We start from the raw sequence: 16,340 nt of genomic DNA, 5'->3' as shown, positions 1-16,340 counted from the left end.
TTCTCGTAGCACGCCGCCAAACCGCCTTTGCTTCGATTCGGACGGCGCCGCTAACGACTGTCGGTATGTTGCGAAGTCAGATTCGCCGCTGCGCTTGCACCGGCTTCCGCGCCCGGGCCGGCATTCGCATTCGACGTCTGATACGAAACGATCGTTTTTTCCAGCGCGTCCCGCGTCAGTTGCACGGCCTCCGGCAGATGCAGGAAGCGAGCGTCGTGATGCAGGCCGAGCGTAAAGCTGTACAGCTCGAAGAGCATCAGATGCGGATCCGTCTCCGGCTTCAGATGTCCTTCGTCCTTCGACTGGCGGATCGCGCGCAACAGCGCATCGCGCCACATGCTCACGCTGTGCACGAGCTGCTCGCGCACGGCGCTCGCCGCGCGGTCGTCGTACTCGACCGCGCCGCTGATATAGATGCAACCCGTGGTCACTTCCTGGATGCGCTTCTCCATCCAGCGATTCATCATCGCGCGCAATCGCGGCAGGCCGCGTGCTTCGCGCAGGCTAGGAAAGAACACTTCGTCCTCGAAGCGCCGGTGGTACTCGCGCACCACCTCCACCTGCAAATCCTCGCGCGACCCGAAATGCGCAAACACACCGCTCTTGCTCATCTGCATCCGCTCGGCCAACAGGCCGATCGTCAGCCCTTCCAGCCCGTCCCGGCTCGCCAGTTCCAGCGCTGCGTCGAGAATCGCGGCCCGCGTCTGTTCGCCTTTTCGCATGATGTCCCTACCGTTCTTATGTGACCCGTAAAATCGAACGGCCGTTCTATTATTGTGGCCGAACGCTGGTGAAACAAGCAAATTTTTAGACACGCGTTTCTAAAACGAATGGGATGTCCATAAGATAAATCTCAACCTTGCCCGCGGTCATTGTCTCGTTTTATGTACAGACTGCCTGTAAGTGGCTGCCCGGATTCCAAGAAGATGGGAAGGTTTGTGTGGAAAGGCAGCCGGCCAGTATTTTTGCGCAATCGCTACGGAATAGCAGGTTAATCGTACTGTCCGATGGTGATCATTTTCATCATCAGACGATACGTGTTATAGGCAAGCCAACTAAGCGCCCGCTCCGTAACAGGCCGCGACGCATAATGTTTTTCGTCGATGGGACGGCCTTCGTCGAATGCCTGAAGAATGGCGTCGTGCAGCCCGGCGATTTCGGGATGATTGACGAGCACCATGTTGGCCTCGTTGTTGAGCACGAGCGACAGTGCGTCGAGGTTGGACGAGCCGATGGTGGCCCAGTCCTCGTCCACGACGGCGACCTTGCCGTGGAGGATCGTCTTCTCGTACTCCGAGATCCGCACGCCGTGCTTGAGCAGATTGCCGTAAAGGAACGGCGTCGCGTAATCCAGCGCGACGAACTCCTTGCGGCCGATGACGAGCGACACGCGCACGCCGCGCTTCGCCGCCTGCACGAGCGCGCGCCGCAGCCTGCGCCCGGGCATGAAGTAAGGATTCGCCAGCAGCACTTCGCTCTCGGCGTGGGCGATTGCCCGCAGATACGCCTTCTCGATCGCGCGGCGATTGAGCAGGTTGTCGCGCGCGACGAACGCGACGCACGGCTGGTCGACCGCGTGGATCTCGCCCAGGCGCGCCCGCCTGCGCGCGAGCATCGCGCGGCGCGCGCTCCAGCGGCTTTGCCGCGTCTCCGGCTCGCAGCCCGGCTGAGCAAGCTGACGCGGCTTCACGCCGAGGCGGATGCGCTGCCATTGCAGCTCGAACGCCTCGCGCACGTCCTTGACGACGGGCCCGTGCGCCTCCAATGCGAAGTCCCAGCGCGGCCGCTCGAGCTGCGTGCCGTTCTGGTCGTAGTCGTCGACGATATTGATGCCGCCGCAGAACGCATAGGTCTCGTCGATCAGCGCGAGCTTGCGATGCGTGCGCGACCAGCCTTGCGGCCCGAACAGCAGATGCGGGTTGTAGATGCGGTGCTCGACGCCGCGCTCCTGCCAGAGCTTGAACATCGGCAGATTGCTTTCGGTGCCGATGCCATCGGTGATCACACGCACTTTGATGCCGCGCTCCGCCGCGCGCACGAGCGCGTCGGAGACGGCGCGGCCGATGTCGTCGTTGGCGAAGATGTAGGTTTCGAGCGACACCGACTTGCGCGCGTTGTCGATCCGCTCGATGAGCGCCGGAAAGAACTGCACGCCGCCCTTGAGAAGGCGCACATGATTGCCGGCGGTGAAGCAAAGGCGCGCTGGTCGGCGGCCGGAGAACAGCGCCTGGCGCAGCCGCTTGAAACTGCGCTGCGGACGCAAACCGATCATCGGTTATGCGCCGCGAGGCGCTCGGGCAATTGCAGGATGGCTTCCCGGTTCGACCACGAGAAGCACCGGTCGGCCGCCTCGCGAAACGGCAGCCACAGATGCGCGGTGTGCTCGCGCGGCGCGAGCGTCACTTCGAGGCAATGCGGCACGAGCAGGCTGAACTGATGCTCGGTGTTGCGCGAGACGCCTTGCGCATAGCGATGCCGCCACTGCGGATAGATCTCGTACTGGATGCTGTGATGCCAGTCGAGGAGCGCATGCTCCGGCACGAGCGAACTGCCGATCACGATGCCGGTTTCTTCCTGCACCTCGCGCGCGGCGGTTTCGGTGAGCGGCTCGTCGATGCGATCCTTCGAGCCGGTCACCGATTGCCAGAAGCCCTTGTGATCCGCACGTTCGATGATGAGCACGTCCAGTTCCGGCGTATGAATGACGACCAGGACGGATTCGGGAATCTTCGGCGGCTTGAACATGAGGTTTTGAACGTGCGTTTCTTTATCTGTCTTCTGTGCAAAGACTGTAACGCAAAAAACGAAAAAGGCGCATTCGGCGCCTTTTTCATCACAACGACAGCGAAAGCTGCTTAATGCGCTTTCTGTTCCGGCTGACGCAGACGGATGTGCAGCTCGCGCAACTGACGCTCGTCCACCTCGCTCGGCGCCTGCGTGAGCAGATCCTGCGCGCGTTGCGTCTTCGGGAACGCGATCACGTCGCGGATCGAGTCGGCGCCGGCCATCATCGTGACGATGCGGTCCAGACCGAACGCGATACCGCCGTGCGGCGGCGCGCCGTACTGCAGCGCGTCGAGCAGGAAGCCGAACTTCAGGCGCGCTTCCTCGGCGCCGATCTTCAGCGCGCGGAACACCTTGCTCTGCACATCCTCCTGGAAGATACGCACCGAACCGCCGCCGATTTCCCAGCCGTTCAGCACCATGTCGTACGCCTTCGCGAGGCAACGGCCCGGATCGGTTTCGAGGTACTCCAGGTGCTCGTCCTTCGGGCTCGTGAACGGATGGTGCGCGGCCACGTAGCGGTTCTCTTCCTCGTCATACTCGAACATCGGGAAGTCGACGACCCACAGCGGCTTCCAGCCGGTTTCGAGCAGACCGTTCGCACGGCCGAACTCCGAATGGCCGATCTTCAGGCGCAGCGCGCCGAGGCTGTCGTTCACGACCTTCGCGCGATCCGCCGCGAAGAAGACGATGTCACCGTCTTCCGCCGCCGTGCGCTCCATGATCGCCGCGAGCGCCGCATCATGCAGGTTCTTGACGATCGGGCTTTGCAGGCCGTCGCGGCCACGGGTCTTGTCGTTGACCTTGATCCACGCGAGGCCCTTCGCGCCATAGATGCGCACGAACTCGGTATAGCCGTCGATGTCGCCGCGCGAGAGCTCGCCGCCCTTCGGCACGCGCAAGGCAGCGACGCGGCCGTCCTTCGAGTTGGCCGGCATGCTGAACACCTTGAAGTCGACGTCCCGCACCGCGTCGGTGAGGTCGGCGAACTCGAGCTTCACGCGCAGGTCGGGTTTGTCCGAGCCGAAGCGGCGCATCGCTTCCGAGTACAGCATGACCGGGAATTTCTCGGGCAGCGCGACATCCATCGTCTCCTTGAAGACGTGGCGGATCATCGCTTCGAACAGGTCGCGGATCTCCTGCTCGTTGAGGAACGAGGTTTCGCAGTCGATCTGCGTGAATTCCGGCTGACGGTCGGCGCGCAGGTCTTCGTCGCGGAAGCACTTGGTGATCTGGTAGTAACGGTCGAAGTTCGCGACCATCAGCAATTGCTTGAATAATTGCGGCGACTGCGGCAGCGCGAAGAACTGGCCCGCGTTCACGCGCGACGGCACGAGGTAGTCGCGCGCGCCTTCCGGCGTGCTCTTGGTGAGCATCGGCGTTTCGATGTCGATGAAGCCTTGCGCGTCGAGATACTTGCGCACTTCCATCGCCACGCGATAGCGCAGGCGCAGGTTCTGCTGCATCTGCGGGCGGCGCAGGTCGAGCACGCGGTGCGTGAGGCGCGTGGTTTCGGAGAGGTTGTCGTCGTCGAGCTGGAACGGCGGCGTGACCGATGCGTTCAGCACCTTCAGCTCGTGGCACAGCACTTCGATCTTGCCGCTCGTCAGATTGGCGTTGACCGTGCCTTCGGGACGGTTGCGCACGACGCCCTTGACCTGCACGCAGAACTCGTTGCGCACGCCTTCGGCCACCTTGAACATCTCGGCGCGGTCCGGGTCGCAGACGACCTGAACGAGCCCTTCGCGATCGCGCAAGTCGATGAAGATAACGCCACCGTGATCGCGGCGGCGATGCACCCAGCCGCACAGCGAGACGGTTTGGCCCAGTTGGGCCTCGGTCACCAGACCGCAGTATTCAGATCGCATCGACATGATGTTGTGTCTTTCGTTGTTCGTTGATCAACGGCTCGCGCGCCCGGGTCATGCTCTTTCGTCGGCTGACTCTCGGCTCGCGCGCGCCGGCATTACATCGGCGGCTCGGTGGGGCGGCGGGCTGGCGCAACCGGCGCCGGCGCGCTCGGCGAAGGGGCCACCACGCCCATCGAGACGATGTACTTCAGTGCGGCGTCGACGGTCATGTCCAGTTCGACGACTTCGCTTTTCGGCATCATCAGGAAGAAGCCGGAGGTCGGGTTCGGCGTCGTCGGCACGTAGACGCTCACGTGGTCCGCATCCAGATGGTTCAGTACGTCGCCACCCGGAATGCCCGTCAGAAAACCGATGGTGTACGAGCCCTTGCGCGGATATTCGATCAGGAGCGCCTTGCGGAACGCGTTGCCGCTGGACGAGAGCAGCGTGTCCGACACCTGCTTCACGCTCGTATAGAGCGGACCGACCACCGGAATGTGACGCAGGATCGCGTCCCACCATCCGACGAGTTTCTGGCCGACAAAGTTCTGCGTCAGCAGGCCGACGATGAAAATGAAGGCAAGGGTCAGCACCGCGCCGACGCCCGGCAGATGGAAGCCGACAATGCGCTCGGGCTGCCACGACTGCGGCAGGAGACGCAGCGTCTGGTCCATGGTGCCGATGACGAGGCCCAGCACCCACAGGGTGATCGCGAGCGGAACCAGCACCAGCAGGCCGGTGAGGAACACGGATTTCAGCGTAGTCTTTTTCGTCGTCATTTACACGGGGCGAAGGCTGCGCCGGCTCTCGATTGCACTGGAGATTCGGCTTGGCAGGCGAGCCGCGCTCGGGCGAGCGCGGTCGGCGGGATCATCTGCATGGCATTCGGCCGGACGGGCCGGCCGGGTTTCGCTTCAGGCGGCGCCCGACGATGCGGAGGCGCCCGCCGCTGGCTTGCCGGCATCCGATGATGACGTGCTCGCCGGGGTCGCGCTGTCGGCGGAACTCGAGCTGGCGGAAGTTTCTTCCGATTTCGGCGCAGACGCCTTCGACGCGCCCGCGCTGTCGTTCGAGCCGCCGTCGCCACCGCTCTTGCCACTATTACCGCCACGGAAATCGGTGACATACCAGCCCGATCCCTTCAACTGGAAACCGGCGGCGGTCACTTGCTTCGAGAAAGCGTCCGTTCCGCAGGCGGGACATTGCGTGAGCGGCGCATCGCTCAGTTTCTGAAGCACATCTTTTTCGTGGCCGCAGTTTGCGCAGCGGTACGCGTAAATCGGCATGGCACCCTTCCTACAATTATCTGTCGACGCTTGCAAAGCCTTGAATTATAGCCGCAAACCAATTTTGACCCGCGATTTTCGGGTCCGCGGGCACAAGTCCAACCGCCGACTTATTTCAGGGCGACGACAGCGAATTTCAAGCCGTTCCGCTCAGATGCGCCGCCAGGTCAGCCAGCGCTCCCGGCCGGCGAACACGGGAATCGAGCCGCTCACCTCGCGGTCTTCGATCAGTTCGAAGTGTGGCGTCAGGAGCGCGTCCAGTTCGCGGCGCTCGATGCCGAACGGCGGTCCTTTCGGCGTCGCGCCGATGAAAAAGAAGCCCGCGAGCAAGGCGCCGGACTTGAGCAGCGCGGCCATTCGCTCGGCGTAGTCCTGCCAGCGGTCTTTCGGAAGCGCGCACAAGAACGCCCGCTCGTAGATCCAGTCGGGCGAAACAGGTGGCTCGTAAGCGAAGAAATCCGCCTCCTCGACGACACCCGCATGCGCGCCCAGTTGCTTGCGCGCCGCCTCGACGGCGCCGGGCGCGAAATCGATCGCGCGCACCGGCCAGCCGCGCTCGGCCAGAAACAGCGCCTCGTACGCGCTGCCGCAGCCGGGAATCAGCACGTTCTGCGCCTCGCGTGATGCGACGAAGGTCTTGAACGTCTCCGGGACGCCCGCCTGGTCCCACGGCGTGAAATGCTGGCTGAAACGCTCGTCCCAGAAGCCGGGAGAATTCGGATCGCGGTTCTCGAAAGACGGAATGTCGGAATTTGTCGGATCGCTCATGATGTTGCCTCTGGTGCGGGTTTCATCGATGCCGGGGAATCACGGATGGCCGAGCCAAAACTGCGCGATCACGACGCCCGCGCCGGCCACCGCGATCATGCCGACGGCCAGCAGCGTCATCAGCAGGCGATTGGTGCGCTTCTGCTCGGCGAGCAGTTGCCGCATCGTTTCCTCGTTGCCGCTCTTCGGGGCATCGTGCTGCTCGGCGAGCAAATGATGGATCAGACGCGGCAACTGCGGAATGGTCTTGCTCCACTGCGGCGCTTCCATCTGGAGCCGTTCGTACCAGCCGCGCCAGCCGATCTGCTCGTTCATCCAGCGTTCGAGATAAGGCTTGGCGGTTTTCCAGAGATCGAGCTCCGGGTCGAGCGAGCGACCGAGCCCTTCGACGTTGAGCATCGTCTTCTGCAACAGCACGAGTTGCGGCTGAATCTCGACGTTGAAGCGGCGCGACGTCGAGAAAAGACGCATCAGCACTTGTCCGAGCGAGATGTCCTTCAGCGCGCGATCGAAGTACGGTTCGCACACGGCGCGGATCGAGCTTTCCAGCTCCTCGACGCGCGTGCTCGGCGGCACCCAGCCCGATTCGAGGTGCAGCGTCGCGACGCGGTGATAATCGCGCTTGAAGAACGCGAGGAAGTTCTGCGCGAGGTAATTCTTGTCGAAGTCCGAGAGCGCTCCGACGATACCGAAATCCAGCGCGATATAGCGCCCGAAGGTCGCCGGATCGAGGCTCACCTGAATGTTGCCGGGGTGCATGTCGGCGTGGAAAAAGCCGTCGCGGAACACCTGCGTGAAGAAAATCTCGACGCCTTCGCGCGCGAGCTTCGGAATGTCGACGCCGGCCGCGCGCAGCGTATCGACCTGACTGATCGGCACGCCGACCATGCGCTCCATGACGAGCACCGTGGGCGCGGACATGTCCCAGTACATCTCGGGCACGAGAAGCAGATCGAGCCCCTGAAAGTTGCGGCGCAGCTGGCTGCCGTTGGCGGCCTCGCGCATCAGATCGAGCTCGTCGTGCAGATATTTGTCGAACTCGGCGACGACTTCGCGCGGCTTCAGGCGTCGGCCGTCGGCCCACAGGCGTTCGGCCCACGTCGCGATGTCGCGCAACAGCGCCAGGTCCGAATCGATCACCGGCAGCATGCCCGGGCGCAGCACCTTCACCGCGACGGCCTTGCCCGCGTGCTCGCCGGTCTTGATCCGGGCGAAATGCACCTGCGCGATCGAGGCGCTCGCCACCGGCACGCGCTCGAAATCGTCGAACAGTTCGTCGATCGGCGCGCCGAGCGATTTCTCGATGATCGAGACCGCCACCGCGGAATCGAACGGCGGAACCCGGTCCTGAAGCTTCGCGAGTTCATCGGCGATATCGACGGGCAGAAGATCGCGCCGCGTCGAGAGGACCTGGCCGAACTTCACGAAAATCGGGCCAAGGCTTTCCAGCGCGAGCCGCAGGCGGATGCCGCGCTCGACATTGAACCTGCGGCCGAAGGTCGTGATGCGCATGAGAAAACGCACGCGACGATCGTCGATGCCGCTCATCACGACTTCATCGAGCCCGAAGCGGACGATTGTGAAAAAAATCTTGAGAAAACGCAGAAAACGCATGGTTCGGATTCGCTTCAGCTCGTTATTCGTGCGAGCCGCGCACGGACTCGCCGCCGGTTCGCGCTGAGGCACCGCGAGCCAGCTGTCGTTGTTCGGTTTGTTCGATTCTTTCGATACGCTTTTCGACGCGCGCGAGCGCATCGCGCGCCTTCGAGAGCTCCCCGTTGAATGCCTCGAGCGCGCTCTTGCGCACGAGTTGCGGCTGTTCGTCGAGAAAGTATTCGGTGAGGGTGTCCAGCAGATTCCGCCCGGTGCGCTGCGCCTGTTCGCGCACCGCGCGCGCGAGGATACCCAGCCGATGCGCGGGCGCGTCGCCGATCACGCGCGCCAGATCCTCCTCCGGGTCCCAGCGCAGGTGTTCCGCGAGCTTGGCGAGCGTCGTGGCGAATTCGGCGTCGCCTTCTATCCTGACGTGCTTTATCACCGCGGCCTGACCGCCTTGCAGAAACGCAGGCAGCGCGTCGAGCGGAACGGCGATGGTCACATCGAACTGGCCGGCCTCCGCCTCGGTCGTCGCCGCAAAAAGGCCGTCGGGTTGCACCACGAGCGCGATCGAAACCGGCGTACACGACAGTTTCACGCGCTTGCCCGCATAAGGCTTCACGCGCTCGCGAGCCCACGGCTCGCGCACGAGCAGATGATTGACGGCGGCCGCGAACGCACCGGACGCGGTCTTGAAGGCGGGATTTGCTGGGGGACGGGCGAATTCGTCTGCGTTCGTCATCGGCTGTGAGATGAAAAAACCCGCGCGAGACGCTTCTCGCGCGGGTTCATATTCTACCGCCGCAACCGGTCAACACACTGACGGTTGCCTGCTCCCGGCCATTTGGCCGAGCCCTCGACGCCGGGACTTGCGCCCGGCGCACGGCCACGCTCAACTGACTTGTTGGATCCCCGCCAGCAGCCAGCCTTCGTTGCCGACCTTCTGCTTCGACAGGTTCCAGATCTCGACGAACGGCTCCGCCGCCGCGCCTTCCGACTCGCGGATCAGGCCGTGGAAGCGCACGCTCGCCAGATATTCGGTCGGGCGGTCCTCGACGCCGAGCAGATCGGCGTTGAGTTGCACCACGTCCGTGCGATTCGGCACGCTGCCGCGTGCGTCGACGTCGAGCTTCACTTCGGCGAACATCTCGGGCGTCGTGAATTCGCGGATGTCGTTGACGTTGCCGCGGTCCCACGCGTCCTGCAGACGCACGAAGTAGACCTTCGCGTTGCGCACGAACGCCTCGGTGTCGAAGCCCGCCGGCACGTTCGGATTCACCTCCTGTTGCGGCACAGGCGACTCGATATAGTTCGCGCCGAAGCCGCTCGGCTGCTGCGGCACTTGCGGCGGATCCTGATTCAGGCTCGTGCGCGCGGTCGCGCCGTACGGCGAACCCGAGGCCGAGCCCGCGCCGGCGTACGCGGGCGTGTTGCCGCCCTGACGCCTGCGCATGATGAAGCGGAACAGCATGACGGCCGCCAGCACGATCAACGCGATCATGATCATGTTGGCCATCGCGCCGGCGAACGCCTCGCCCAGCCCGAAGTGCGAGAGCAGCGCCGCGATGCCCAGACCGGCAGCGAGACCGGCGATCGGCCCGAGCCAGCGGTTGCGCGCGGGTTGCGCCGCGGGCGCGGCCGGCGTGGCGGGCGCGGGTTGCGCGCGCTGCGCCTGAGCGGCCTGGCCTTGCTGGAATGACTGCGACGGCGGCGTCGCCTGATTCTGCTGCGTCGCCGTGGCCGACTGGCGGCCCATGCTGCGGCCGCCGCCCATGCGCCGGGCTTCCGCCGTTTCCGCGAAGATCGCGCCAGCCGCAATAACGCCAGCCAGCGCCAAGATTCCGGCCTTCCTGAAAACGCGGTTCAGGGAACCCCGGGGTTGGGGTATGCGCGAATCGGACATTTTCGAATCCTTTGAAGAGTGGAACACTAGAATTTGGTCCCGACGTGTAACGCTACCACGCCACCTGACAAATTGTAATATTCGACTCGATCCAGGCCTGCTTGTTCCATCATTGTTTTTAAAGTTTCCTGGTCCGGGTGCATGCGGATGGACTCGGCCAAGTACCGATAGCTGTCCGCATCTTTGGCCACTTTTTCGCCAAGCCACGGCAAAATCTTGAAACTGTAGATATCGTACGGCTTTTTAAGCGGTTCCCACACTTTCGAGAATTCCAGCACCAGCAGTTTGCCGCCCGGCTTGAGCACGCGGGTCATCTCCGTGAGCGCACGATCCTTGTGCGTCATATTACGAAGACCGAATGCAACCGTAACCACATTGAAATAATTGTCGGGAAACGGGATCTTCTCTGCGTCGCACAGCAGCGCGGGCGTGAGCACGCCCTTGTCGATCAGCCGGTCGCGGCCGACGCGCAGCATCGATTCGTTGATATCGGTGTGCCAGACTTCGCCGGTTTCGCCCGCCTGCTTCGCGAACGCCATCGCCAGATCGCCCGTGCCGCCCGCGATATCCAGCACCTTGTAGCCTGGCCGCACCTTCGCCTGCCCGATCGTGAAATGCTTCCAGATCCGATGCAGTCCACCGGACATCAGGTCGTTCATCAAGTCGTAGTTGCTCGCGACGGAATGGAACACGCCCGCCACTTTCTTCGCCTTGTCCTGCTCGTCGACCGTTTCGTATCCGAAGTGGGTCTTGCTCATCGCGCTCTTTCCTCGCCTGTTGTTCGTTCTATGCTGCGCAATCGCCGCGCCGGCTGTGCGGCGTTATGCCGCATCGATATTGTTCGGTGGCCTCAGTGGCAATGCCCGCCACCGGCTGGTCTGGCGGCCATCGGCGTGTCGCGGTCGACGCCCGCGGCCGCCAGTTTCGCCAGATAGTCCCGCCACAGTTCGTCCTGGCGCGTCGCCAGGTCGTAGAGGATGTCCCAGGAATAGATGCCGGTATTGTGGCCGTCCGAAAAATTGAGTTGCAGCGCGTAATGCCCGACCGGATCGATGCCGATGATCGTCACGTCGCGCTTGCCGGTCTGCAGCGTTTCCTGTCCTGGCCCGTGGCCCTGCACTTCCGCCGACGGCGAATACACGCGCAGCAGCTCGAACGGCACGCGATACGACCCGTCGCCGTATTGCAGCTCCAGCACGCGGGATTTCGAATGTACGACGACGCCGGTGGGAATCGGCGTCGTTGAAGTGAGTCCGCTCATGGTCTTGCCTTATTGATGGCCGAACGCCTGGTTCAGCTCGTTGCGCACTTGCTCGCGCAGAAGCGTCGCCTGCGCGCGGCGCTTCGAAAGCTGCGTCTCGGAGACCGTGCGCTGGCGCGGCGCCCAAATCGGCAGAGGGAAGCGGGAATCGTTGGAAAAGCGCGGAATGATGTGCCAGTGGACGTGCGGCACCTGATTGCCGAGGCTCGCCAGATTGATCTTCTCCGGCACGAGCACGCGGCGCATCGCGCGCTCGACCCCGTTGACGGCGGTCATCACCCGCGCGCGGGCGCCGTCCGACAAATCGGACATTTCGGCGACGTGCGCGCCCCATATCACACGGCACAGGCCCGGCCAGTCGGGCTCGTCGGCGAGGACGACGCGCAACGCGTCGTCCGACCACAGCACTTCACCGCCGTCTTCACGGCAAAACACACAGTCCATCTCGTACCTCTAGCGAATCAAGCCTCGATTTCGCTATTACACCAGCACGCGCTCGATACCGCCATTGTTCGCGCGTTCGACGTACTGCTCCATCCAGTTCTCGCCGAGCACCTTGCGCGCGATTTCCACCACGATATAGTCCGCCTCGATGTTGGCGTCCTCGTTGTAGCGCGAGAGACCCTGCAGGCAGGACGGGCAGCTGGTGAGGATTTTCACGTCCGCGCCGTTCGGCTGCGGACCGTCGCCGGCCTTGAGCACGGAGCCGGGCTGCGCGCCCGCCGCGCCCGCCGACGCGTTCGCGATGTTGATGGCGTTCGCGCCCGCTTCGGCGACGAGCGGAATGCCGCGCAGCTTGGCCGCGCCCTTGCGGATCTCCTCCTCCTTGCGAAAGCGCACTTGCGTGGAGATGTCCGGACGCGTCACCGCGAGCGTGCCCGATTCGCCGCAGCAGCGATCGTTCTTCTCGATCTTGTAGCCGTCGTTCTGCGAACCCATCAGTTCGTTGACGAGCTTGACCGGGTCCATCGTCTTGATCGGCGAGTGACACGGGTCGTGGTACATGTAGCGCGTGCCCTTCACGCCTTCGAGCTTGATGTTCTTCTCGAGCAGGAACTCGTGAATGTCGATGATCCGGCAGCCCGGGAAGATCTTCTCGAATTCGTAGCCCGCGAGCTGGTCGTAGCAGGTGCCGCACGACACGACCACGGTCTTGATATCGAGATAGTTCAGCGTATTGGCCACGCGATGGAACAGCACGCGATTGTCCGTGACGATCTGCTCGGCCTTGTCGTACTGGCCCGAGCCGCGCTGCGGATAGCCGCAGCACAGATAGCCCGGCGGCAGCACGGTCTGCACGCCCGCTTCCCACAACATGGCTTGCGTCGCGAGACCGACCTGCGAGAACAGGCGCTCGGAGCCGCAGCCCGGGAAATAGAACACGGCTTCCGAATCGACGGTGGTCGTCTTCGGATTGCGGATGATCGGGACGATCTTGTCGTCTTCGATATCCAGCAACGCGCGCGCGGTCTTCTTCGGCAGATTGCCCGGCATCTTCTTGTTGACGAAGTGGATCACCTGCGTGACCACCGGCGGCTTGCCGACCGTCGCGGGCGGTCTGGCTGTCTGCTTCTTGGCGAATTTTTTCAGCACATCGTTGCCGAAGCGCTGCGCCTTGTAGCCGAAACCCATCATCGCGGTGCGCGCGAGGTTGATCGTCTGCGGATTCGTCGCGTTCAGGAAGAACATGCCCGCCGCGTTGCCCGCGTTGAACTTCTTCTTGCCCATCTTGCGCAGCAGGTTGCGCATGTTCATCGACACGTCGCCGAAGTCGATCTTCACCGGGCACGGCGTCACGCACTTGTGGCAGACCGTGCAGTGATCGGCGACATCGTTGAATTCGTCCCAATGCTTGATCGACACGCCGCGTCGCGTCTGCTCTTCGTACAGGAACGCCTCGACGAGCAGAGAAGTGGCGAGAATCTTGTTGCGCGGGCTGTAGAGCAGGTTCGCGCGCGGCACGTGCGTCGCGCAGACCGGCTTGCACTTGCCGCAGCGCAGACAGTCCTTGATGGAATCGGAGATCGCGCCGATGTCCGACTGCTGCATGATGATCGACTCGTATCCCATCAGCCCGAATGACGGCGTGTACGCGTTGCGCAGGTCCGCGCCTTCGAACAGCTTGCCCTTGTTGAAGCGCCCGTGCGGATCGACGCGCTGCTTGTAGGCGCGGAAATCGCCGATTTCTTCTTCGGTCAGGAACTCGAGCTTCGTGATGCCGATGCCGTGCTCGCCCGAGATCACGCCATCGAGCGAACGCGCGAGCTTCATGATGCGCGCCACCGCGTGATGCGCGTCCTGCAGCATCGCGTAATTGTCGGAGTTGACCGGGATGTTGGTGTGCACGTTGCCGTCGCCCGCGTGCATGTGCAGCGCCACGAACACGCGGCCGCGCAGCACCTGCTTGTGGATGGCTTGCGCTTCGTCGAGGATCGGCTTGAATTCGCCGCCGTTGAAGATCTGGCGCAGCTCCGCGCGAATCTCCTGCTTCCACGAGACGCGCACCGTGCGGTCTTGAGCTACGTGGAAGATCGTGGCGTCCGGCTGCACGTCCACGCGATCCGCGAACTTCTCCGCGAGCGCTTCGTAGCCGAGATTGACGAGATAGTGCTGGGCCTCGCGCAAGGGCATGTCGAGCTTGTCGCCGACGAAGGTCCAGCGCTCGCGTACGCGCTTCAAGAGATCGAGCGCCTGCTGCACGCGGTCTTCGAGCAACTCGGCGCTGGGGATTTCGTTCGCGTCGTCGGTCTTGCCGAGCGGCAGCTTGCCGGTGCGGAAGAACGCTTCGAGCGCATCGACGAGCTGCAGCTTGTTCTTGATCGAAAGCTCGATGTTGATGCGCTCGATGCCGTCCGTGTACTCGCCCATGCGATTGAGCGGAATCACGACGTCTTCGTTGATCTTGAACGCGTTGGTGTGCTTCGCGATCGCGGCCGTGCGCGAGCGGTCGAGCCAGAAGCGCTTGCGCGCCTCGGCGTTCACCGCGACGAAGCCTTCGCCGCTCTTGCCGTTCGCCATGCGCACGACTTCGGAGGTCGCGGCGGCGACGGCATCGGCGTCATTGCCGACGATATCGCCGATCAGAACCATCTTCGGGAATGCGTTGCGCTTGCTCTTGGTCGCGTAGCCGACCGCGCGCAGATAGCGCTCGTCGAGATGCTCCAGGCCGGCGAGGATCGCGCCGCCCTGCTTCGACGTTTCGAACAAATAGTCCTTGATCTCGACGATGCTCGGAATCGCGTCGCGCGCCTGGCCGAAGAATTCGAGGCAGACGGTGCGCGTGTGCGCGGGCATCTTGTGCAGAATCCAGCGCGCCGACGTGATGAGCCCGTCGCAGCCTTCTTTCTGCACGCCGGGGAGACCGGCGAGGAACTTGTCGGTGACGTCCTTGCCGAGCCCTTCCTTGCGGAACGTGCGGCCGGTGATGTCGAGGTTCTCCGTGCGCAGCAGCTTTTCGCCCGGCGCGCGAGTGCCGTCGAACCAGTCGAGCCGGAAACGCGCCACTTCGACGTCGTGAATCTTGCCGCAGTTGTGATCCAGGCGCGTGACTTCGAGCCAGTTGCCTTCCGGATCGACCATGCGCCACCAGGCGAGGTTGTCGAGCGCCGTGCCCCACAACACTGCTTTCTTGCCGCCGGCGTTCATCGCGACATTGCCGCCGACGCAGGAAGCGTCCAGCGAAGTCGGATCGACGGCGAACACGAATCCCGCCTGCTCCGCCGCTTCCGTGACGCGCCGCGTGACCACGCCCGCGCCCGAGAAAATCGTCGCGACCTTGTGATCGACGCCCGGCAGATCGGTCATTTCGACCGGACCGAGTTGCTCCAGCTTCTCCGTGTTGATGACGGCCGAGAACGGCGTGAGCGGGATCGCGCCGCCCGTGTAGCCGGTGCCGCCGCCGCGCGGAATCACGGTGAGCCCGAGTTCGAAGCACGCCTTGATGAGGCCGGCGATTTCCGCTTCGCTATCTGGCGTCAGCACGACGAACGGATATTCGACGCGCCAGTCGGTCGCGTCCGTCACGTGCGAGACGCGCGAGAGGCCGTCGAACTTGATGTTGTCCTTCTGCGTCTGCTTGCCCAGCACGCGCGACGCACGGCGGCGCAAGTCGGCCATGTTGCCGAACTCGGCGGCGAAATCGTCGACGGCGCGGCGCGCCGCCGCGATCAGCAATTGCACGCGCTCGGCGCGCTCGCGGCTGCCGGCTTCGTCGCTGTGCGCGGAGAGATCGGCGCTGCGGCGCTTCTCGATCTCGGCGAGCCGGTGATTGAGCGCCTCGACGAGCAGCGCGCGGCGCTTCGGGTTGTCGAGCAGGTCGTCCTGCAGATACGGATTGCGGCGCACGACCCAGATATCGCCGAGCACTTCGTACAGCATGCGCGCCGAGCGGCCGGTGCGGCGCTCGTTGCGCAGTTCGTCCAGCACGGCCCAGGCTTCGTCGCCCAGGAGCCGCATGACGATTTCACGATCGGAAAACGACGTGTAGTTATAGGGAATTTCGCGCAGACGGGGCTCGACATCGAGCGCTAAGGCGGCATGGGCGCCGTTCGGATCGAAGGCTTGAGGTGCGTTCATGTTCGACGGTTCGGTGTGCCGGCGGGCGCGCGATGAAAAGCGGAAACGCCGACGATGCGCATGGGGGCGCAGATTTTCGAATGAGACTTTTCTATTGCGAAGGCCGCCGGGTCGCCCGGAAACGGCAATTGGACGAAACTCGCCACGGCGCCTTCGATGTGCCCGGGATCAACGCCACGATCGCGCGTGACGCGCATGCCGCTCAGCCGCCGCGTGCGACGCGCGGGGGACATGCGCCAGAAAATCGATCCGAAGCTGCCGGTGCATCTGCCGATCCTGATTGCTGATTCGTAAAAGGAAATTCTAACCCATCGTGG

Annotated in this window: 14 protein-coding genes; all 14 read right to left on the bottom strand. The window is 63.6% G+C overall.

The window, feature by feature from the left end; translation table 11 throughout:
- Positions 1 to 50 precede the first annotated feature (50 nt).
- Positions 51 to 722 (bottom strand): TetR/AcrR family transcriptional regulator, encoded by a 672-nt coding sequence (locus tag AWB83_RS29050; RefSeq protein ID WP_087049082.1) that lies wholly within the window; start codon positions 720 to 722, stop codon positions 51 to 53.
- 269 nt (positions 723 to 991) lie between these two features.
- Complete coding sequence (locus AWB83_RS29045; protein ID WP_087049081.1) at positions 992 to 2,272, bottom strand: phospholipase D-like domain-containing protein; 1,281 nt, start codon at positions 2,270 to 2,272, stop codon at positions 992 to 994.
- Complete coding sequence (nudB, locus tag AWB83_RS29040; protein WP_087049080.1) at positions 2,269 to 2,745, bottom strand: dihydroneopterin triphosphate diphosphatase; 477 nt, start codon at positions 2,743 to 2,745, stop codon at positions 2,269 to 2,271. The genes AWB83_RS29045 and nudB overlap by 4 nt, the downstream gene beginning before the upstream one ends.
- 110 nt (positions 2,746 to 2,855) lie before the next feature.
- The gene (gene aspS / locus AWB83_RS29035) at positions 2,856 to 4,658 is read right to left on the bottom strand and encodes an aspartate--tRNA ligase (RefSeq protein WP_087049079.1); all 1,803 of its coding nucleotides are present in this window, start codon (positions 4,656 to 4,658) and stop codon (positions 2,856 to 2,858) included.
- A 92-nt stretch (positions 4,659 to 4,750) separates the two neighbouring features.
- Positions 4,751 to 5,413 carry a DUF502 domain-containing protein gene (locus AWB83_RS29030; protein ID WP_087049078.1) on the bottom strand — a complete coding sequence of 221 codons (663 nt, stop codon included), beginning with the start codon at positions 5,411 to 5,413 and terminating at the stop codon, positions 4,751 to 4,753.
- A 135-nt stretch (positions 5,414 to 5,548) separates the two neighbouring features.
- Positions 5,549 to 5,920, bottom strand: a complete 372-nt coding sequence (locus tag AWB83_RS29025) for an FmdB family zinc ribbon protein (RefSeq protein WP_087049077.1) — start codon at positions 5,918 to 5,920, stop codon at positions 5,549 to 5,551.
- Positions 5,921 to 6,070: 150 nt separating this feature from the next.
- Positions 6,071 to 6,688 carry a methyltransferase domain-containing protein gene (locus AWB83_RS29020; protein ID WP_087049076.1) on the bottom strand — a complete coding sequence of 206 codons (618 nt, stop codon included), beginning with the start codon at positions 6,686 to 6,688 and terminating at the stop codon, positions 6,071 to 6,073.
- Between the two features lie 39 nt (positions 6,689 to 6,727).
- Complete coding sequence (gene ubiB / locus AWB83_RS29015; RefSeq protein WP_087049075.1) at positions 6,728 to 8,302, bottom strand: ubiquinone biosynthesis regulatory protein kinase UbiB; 1,575 nt, start codon at positions 8,300 to 8,302, stop codon at positions 6,728 to 6,730.
- A gap of 22 nt (positions 8,303 to 8,324) precedes the next feature.
- Positions 8,325 to 9,026, bottom strand: a complete 702-nt coding sequence (locus AWB83_RS29010; RefSeq protein WP_087049074.1) for a ubiquinone biosynthesis accessory factor UbiJ — start codon at positions 9,024 to 9,026, stop codon at positions 8,325 to 8,327.
- A 150-nt stretch (positions 9,027 to 9,176) separates the two neighbouring features.
- Complete coding sequence (locus tag AWB83_RS29005; RefSeq protein WP_087049073.1) at positions 9,177 to 10,187, bottom strand: Tim44 domain-containing protein; 1,011 nt, start codon at positions 10,185 to 10,187, stop codon at positions 9,177 to 9,179.
- 26 nt (positions 10,188 to 10,213) lie between these two features.
- Complete coding sequence (ubiE, locus tag AWB83_RS29000; protein ID WP_087049072.1) at positions 10,214 to 10,945, bottom strand: bifunctional demethylmenaquinone methyltransferase/2-methoxy-6-polyprenyl-1,4-benzoquinol methylase UbiE; 732 nt, start codon at positions 10,943 to 10,945, stop codon at positions 10,214 to 10,216.
- A gap of 92 nt (positions 10,946 to 11,037) precedes the next feature.
- Entirely contained in the window at positions 11,038 to 11,448 is a 411-nt protein-coding gene (locus tag AWB83_RS28995; RefSeq protein ID WP_087049071.1) for a gamma-butyrobetaine hydroxylase family protein, read from the bottom strand.
- 9 nt (positions 11,449 to 11,457) lie between these two features.
- A complete protein-coding gene (locus tag AWB83_RS28990) occupies positions 11,458 to 11,892 on the bottom strand; it encodes an HIT family protein (protein ID WP_087049070.1) in 435 nt (144 codons plus the stop codon).
- Positions 11,893 to 11,928: 36 nt separating this feature from the next.
- Entirely contained in the window at positions 11,929 to 16,023 is a 4,095-nt protein-coding gene (locus AWB83_RS28985; RefSeq protein ID WP_087049069.1) for a DUF3683 domain-containing protein, read from the bottom strand.
- Positions 16,024 to 16,340 lie beyond the last annotated feature (317 nt).

This window comes from Caballeronia ptereochthonis (genome assembly GCF_001545075.1).
Taxonomy (GTDB): Bacteria; Pseudomonadota; Gammaproteobacteria; order Burkholderiales; family Burkholderiaceae; genus Caballeronia; species Caballeronia ptereochthonis.
This window is presented reverse-complemented; position numbering and strand designations above follow the sequence as displayed.

Coding starts and splice junctions, on each gene's coding strand:
- AWB83_RS29050 (WP_087049082.1), bottom strand. CDS start 722: ATGCGAAAAGGCGAACAGACGCGGGCCGCGATTCTCGACGCAGCGCTG.
- AWB83_RS29045 (WP_087049081.1), bottom strand. CDS start 2,272: ATGATCGGTTTGCGTCCGCAGCGCAGTTTCAAGCGGCTGCGCCAGGCG.
- nudB (WP_087049080.1), bottom strand. CDS start 2,745: ATGTTCAAGCCGCCGAAGATTCCCGAATCCGTCCTGGTCGTCATTCAT.
- aspS (WP_087049079.1), bottom strand. CDS start 4,658: ATGTCGATGCGATCTGAATACTGCGGTCTGGTGACCGAGGCCCAACTG.
- AWB83_RS29030 (WP_087049078.1), bottom strand. CDS start 5,413: ATGACGACGAAAAAGACTACGCTGAAATCCGTGTTCCTCACCGGCCTG.
- AWB83_RS29025 (WP_087049077.1), bottom strand. CDS start 5,920: ATGCCGATTTACGCGTACCGCTGCGCAAACTGCGGCCACGAAAAAGAT.
- AWB83_RS29020 (WP_087049076.1), bottom strand. CDS start 6,688: ATGAGCGATCCGACAAATTCCGACATTCCGTCTTTCGAGAACCGCGAT.
- ubiB (WP_087049075.1), bottom strand. CDS start 8,302: ATGCGTTTTCTGCGTTTTCTCAAGATTTTTTTCACAATCGTCCGCTTC.
- AWB83_RS29010 (WP_087049074.1), bottom strand. CDS start 9,026: ATGACGAACGCAGACGAATTCGCCCGTCCCCCAGCAAATCCCGCCTTC.
- AWB83_RS29005 (WP_087049073.1), bottom strand. CDS start 10,187: ATGTCCGATTCGCGCATACCCCAACCCCGGGGTTCCCTGAACCGCGTT.
- ubiE (WP_087049072.1), bottom strand. CDS start 10,945: ATGAGCAAGACCCACTTCGGATACGAAACGGTCGACGAGCAGGACAAG.
- AWB83_RS28995 (WP_087049071.1), bottom strand. CDS start 11,448: ATGAGCGGACTCACTTCAACGACGCCGATTCCCACCGGCGTCGTCGTA.
- AWB83_RS28990 (WP_087049070.1), bottom strand. CDS start 11,892: ATGGACTGTGTGTTTTGCCGTGAAGACGGCGGTGAAGTGCTGTGGTCG.
- AWB83_RS28985 (WP_087049069.1), bottom strand. CDS start 16,023: ATGAACGCACCTCAAGCCTTCGATCCGAACGGCGCCCATGCCGCCTTA.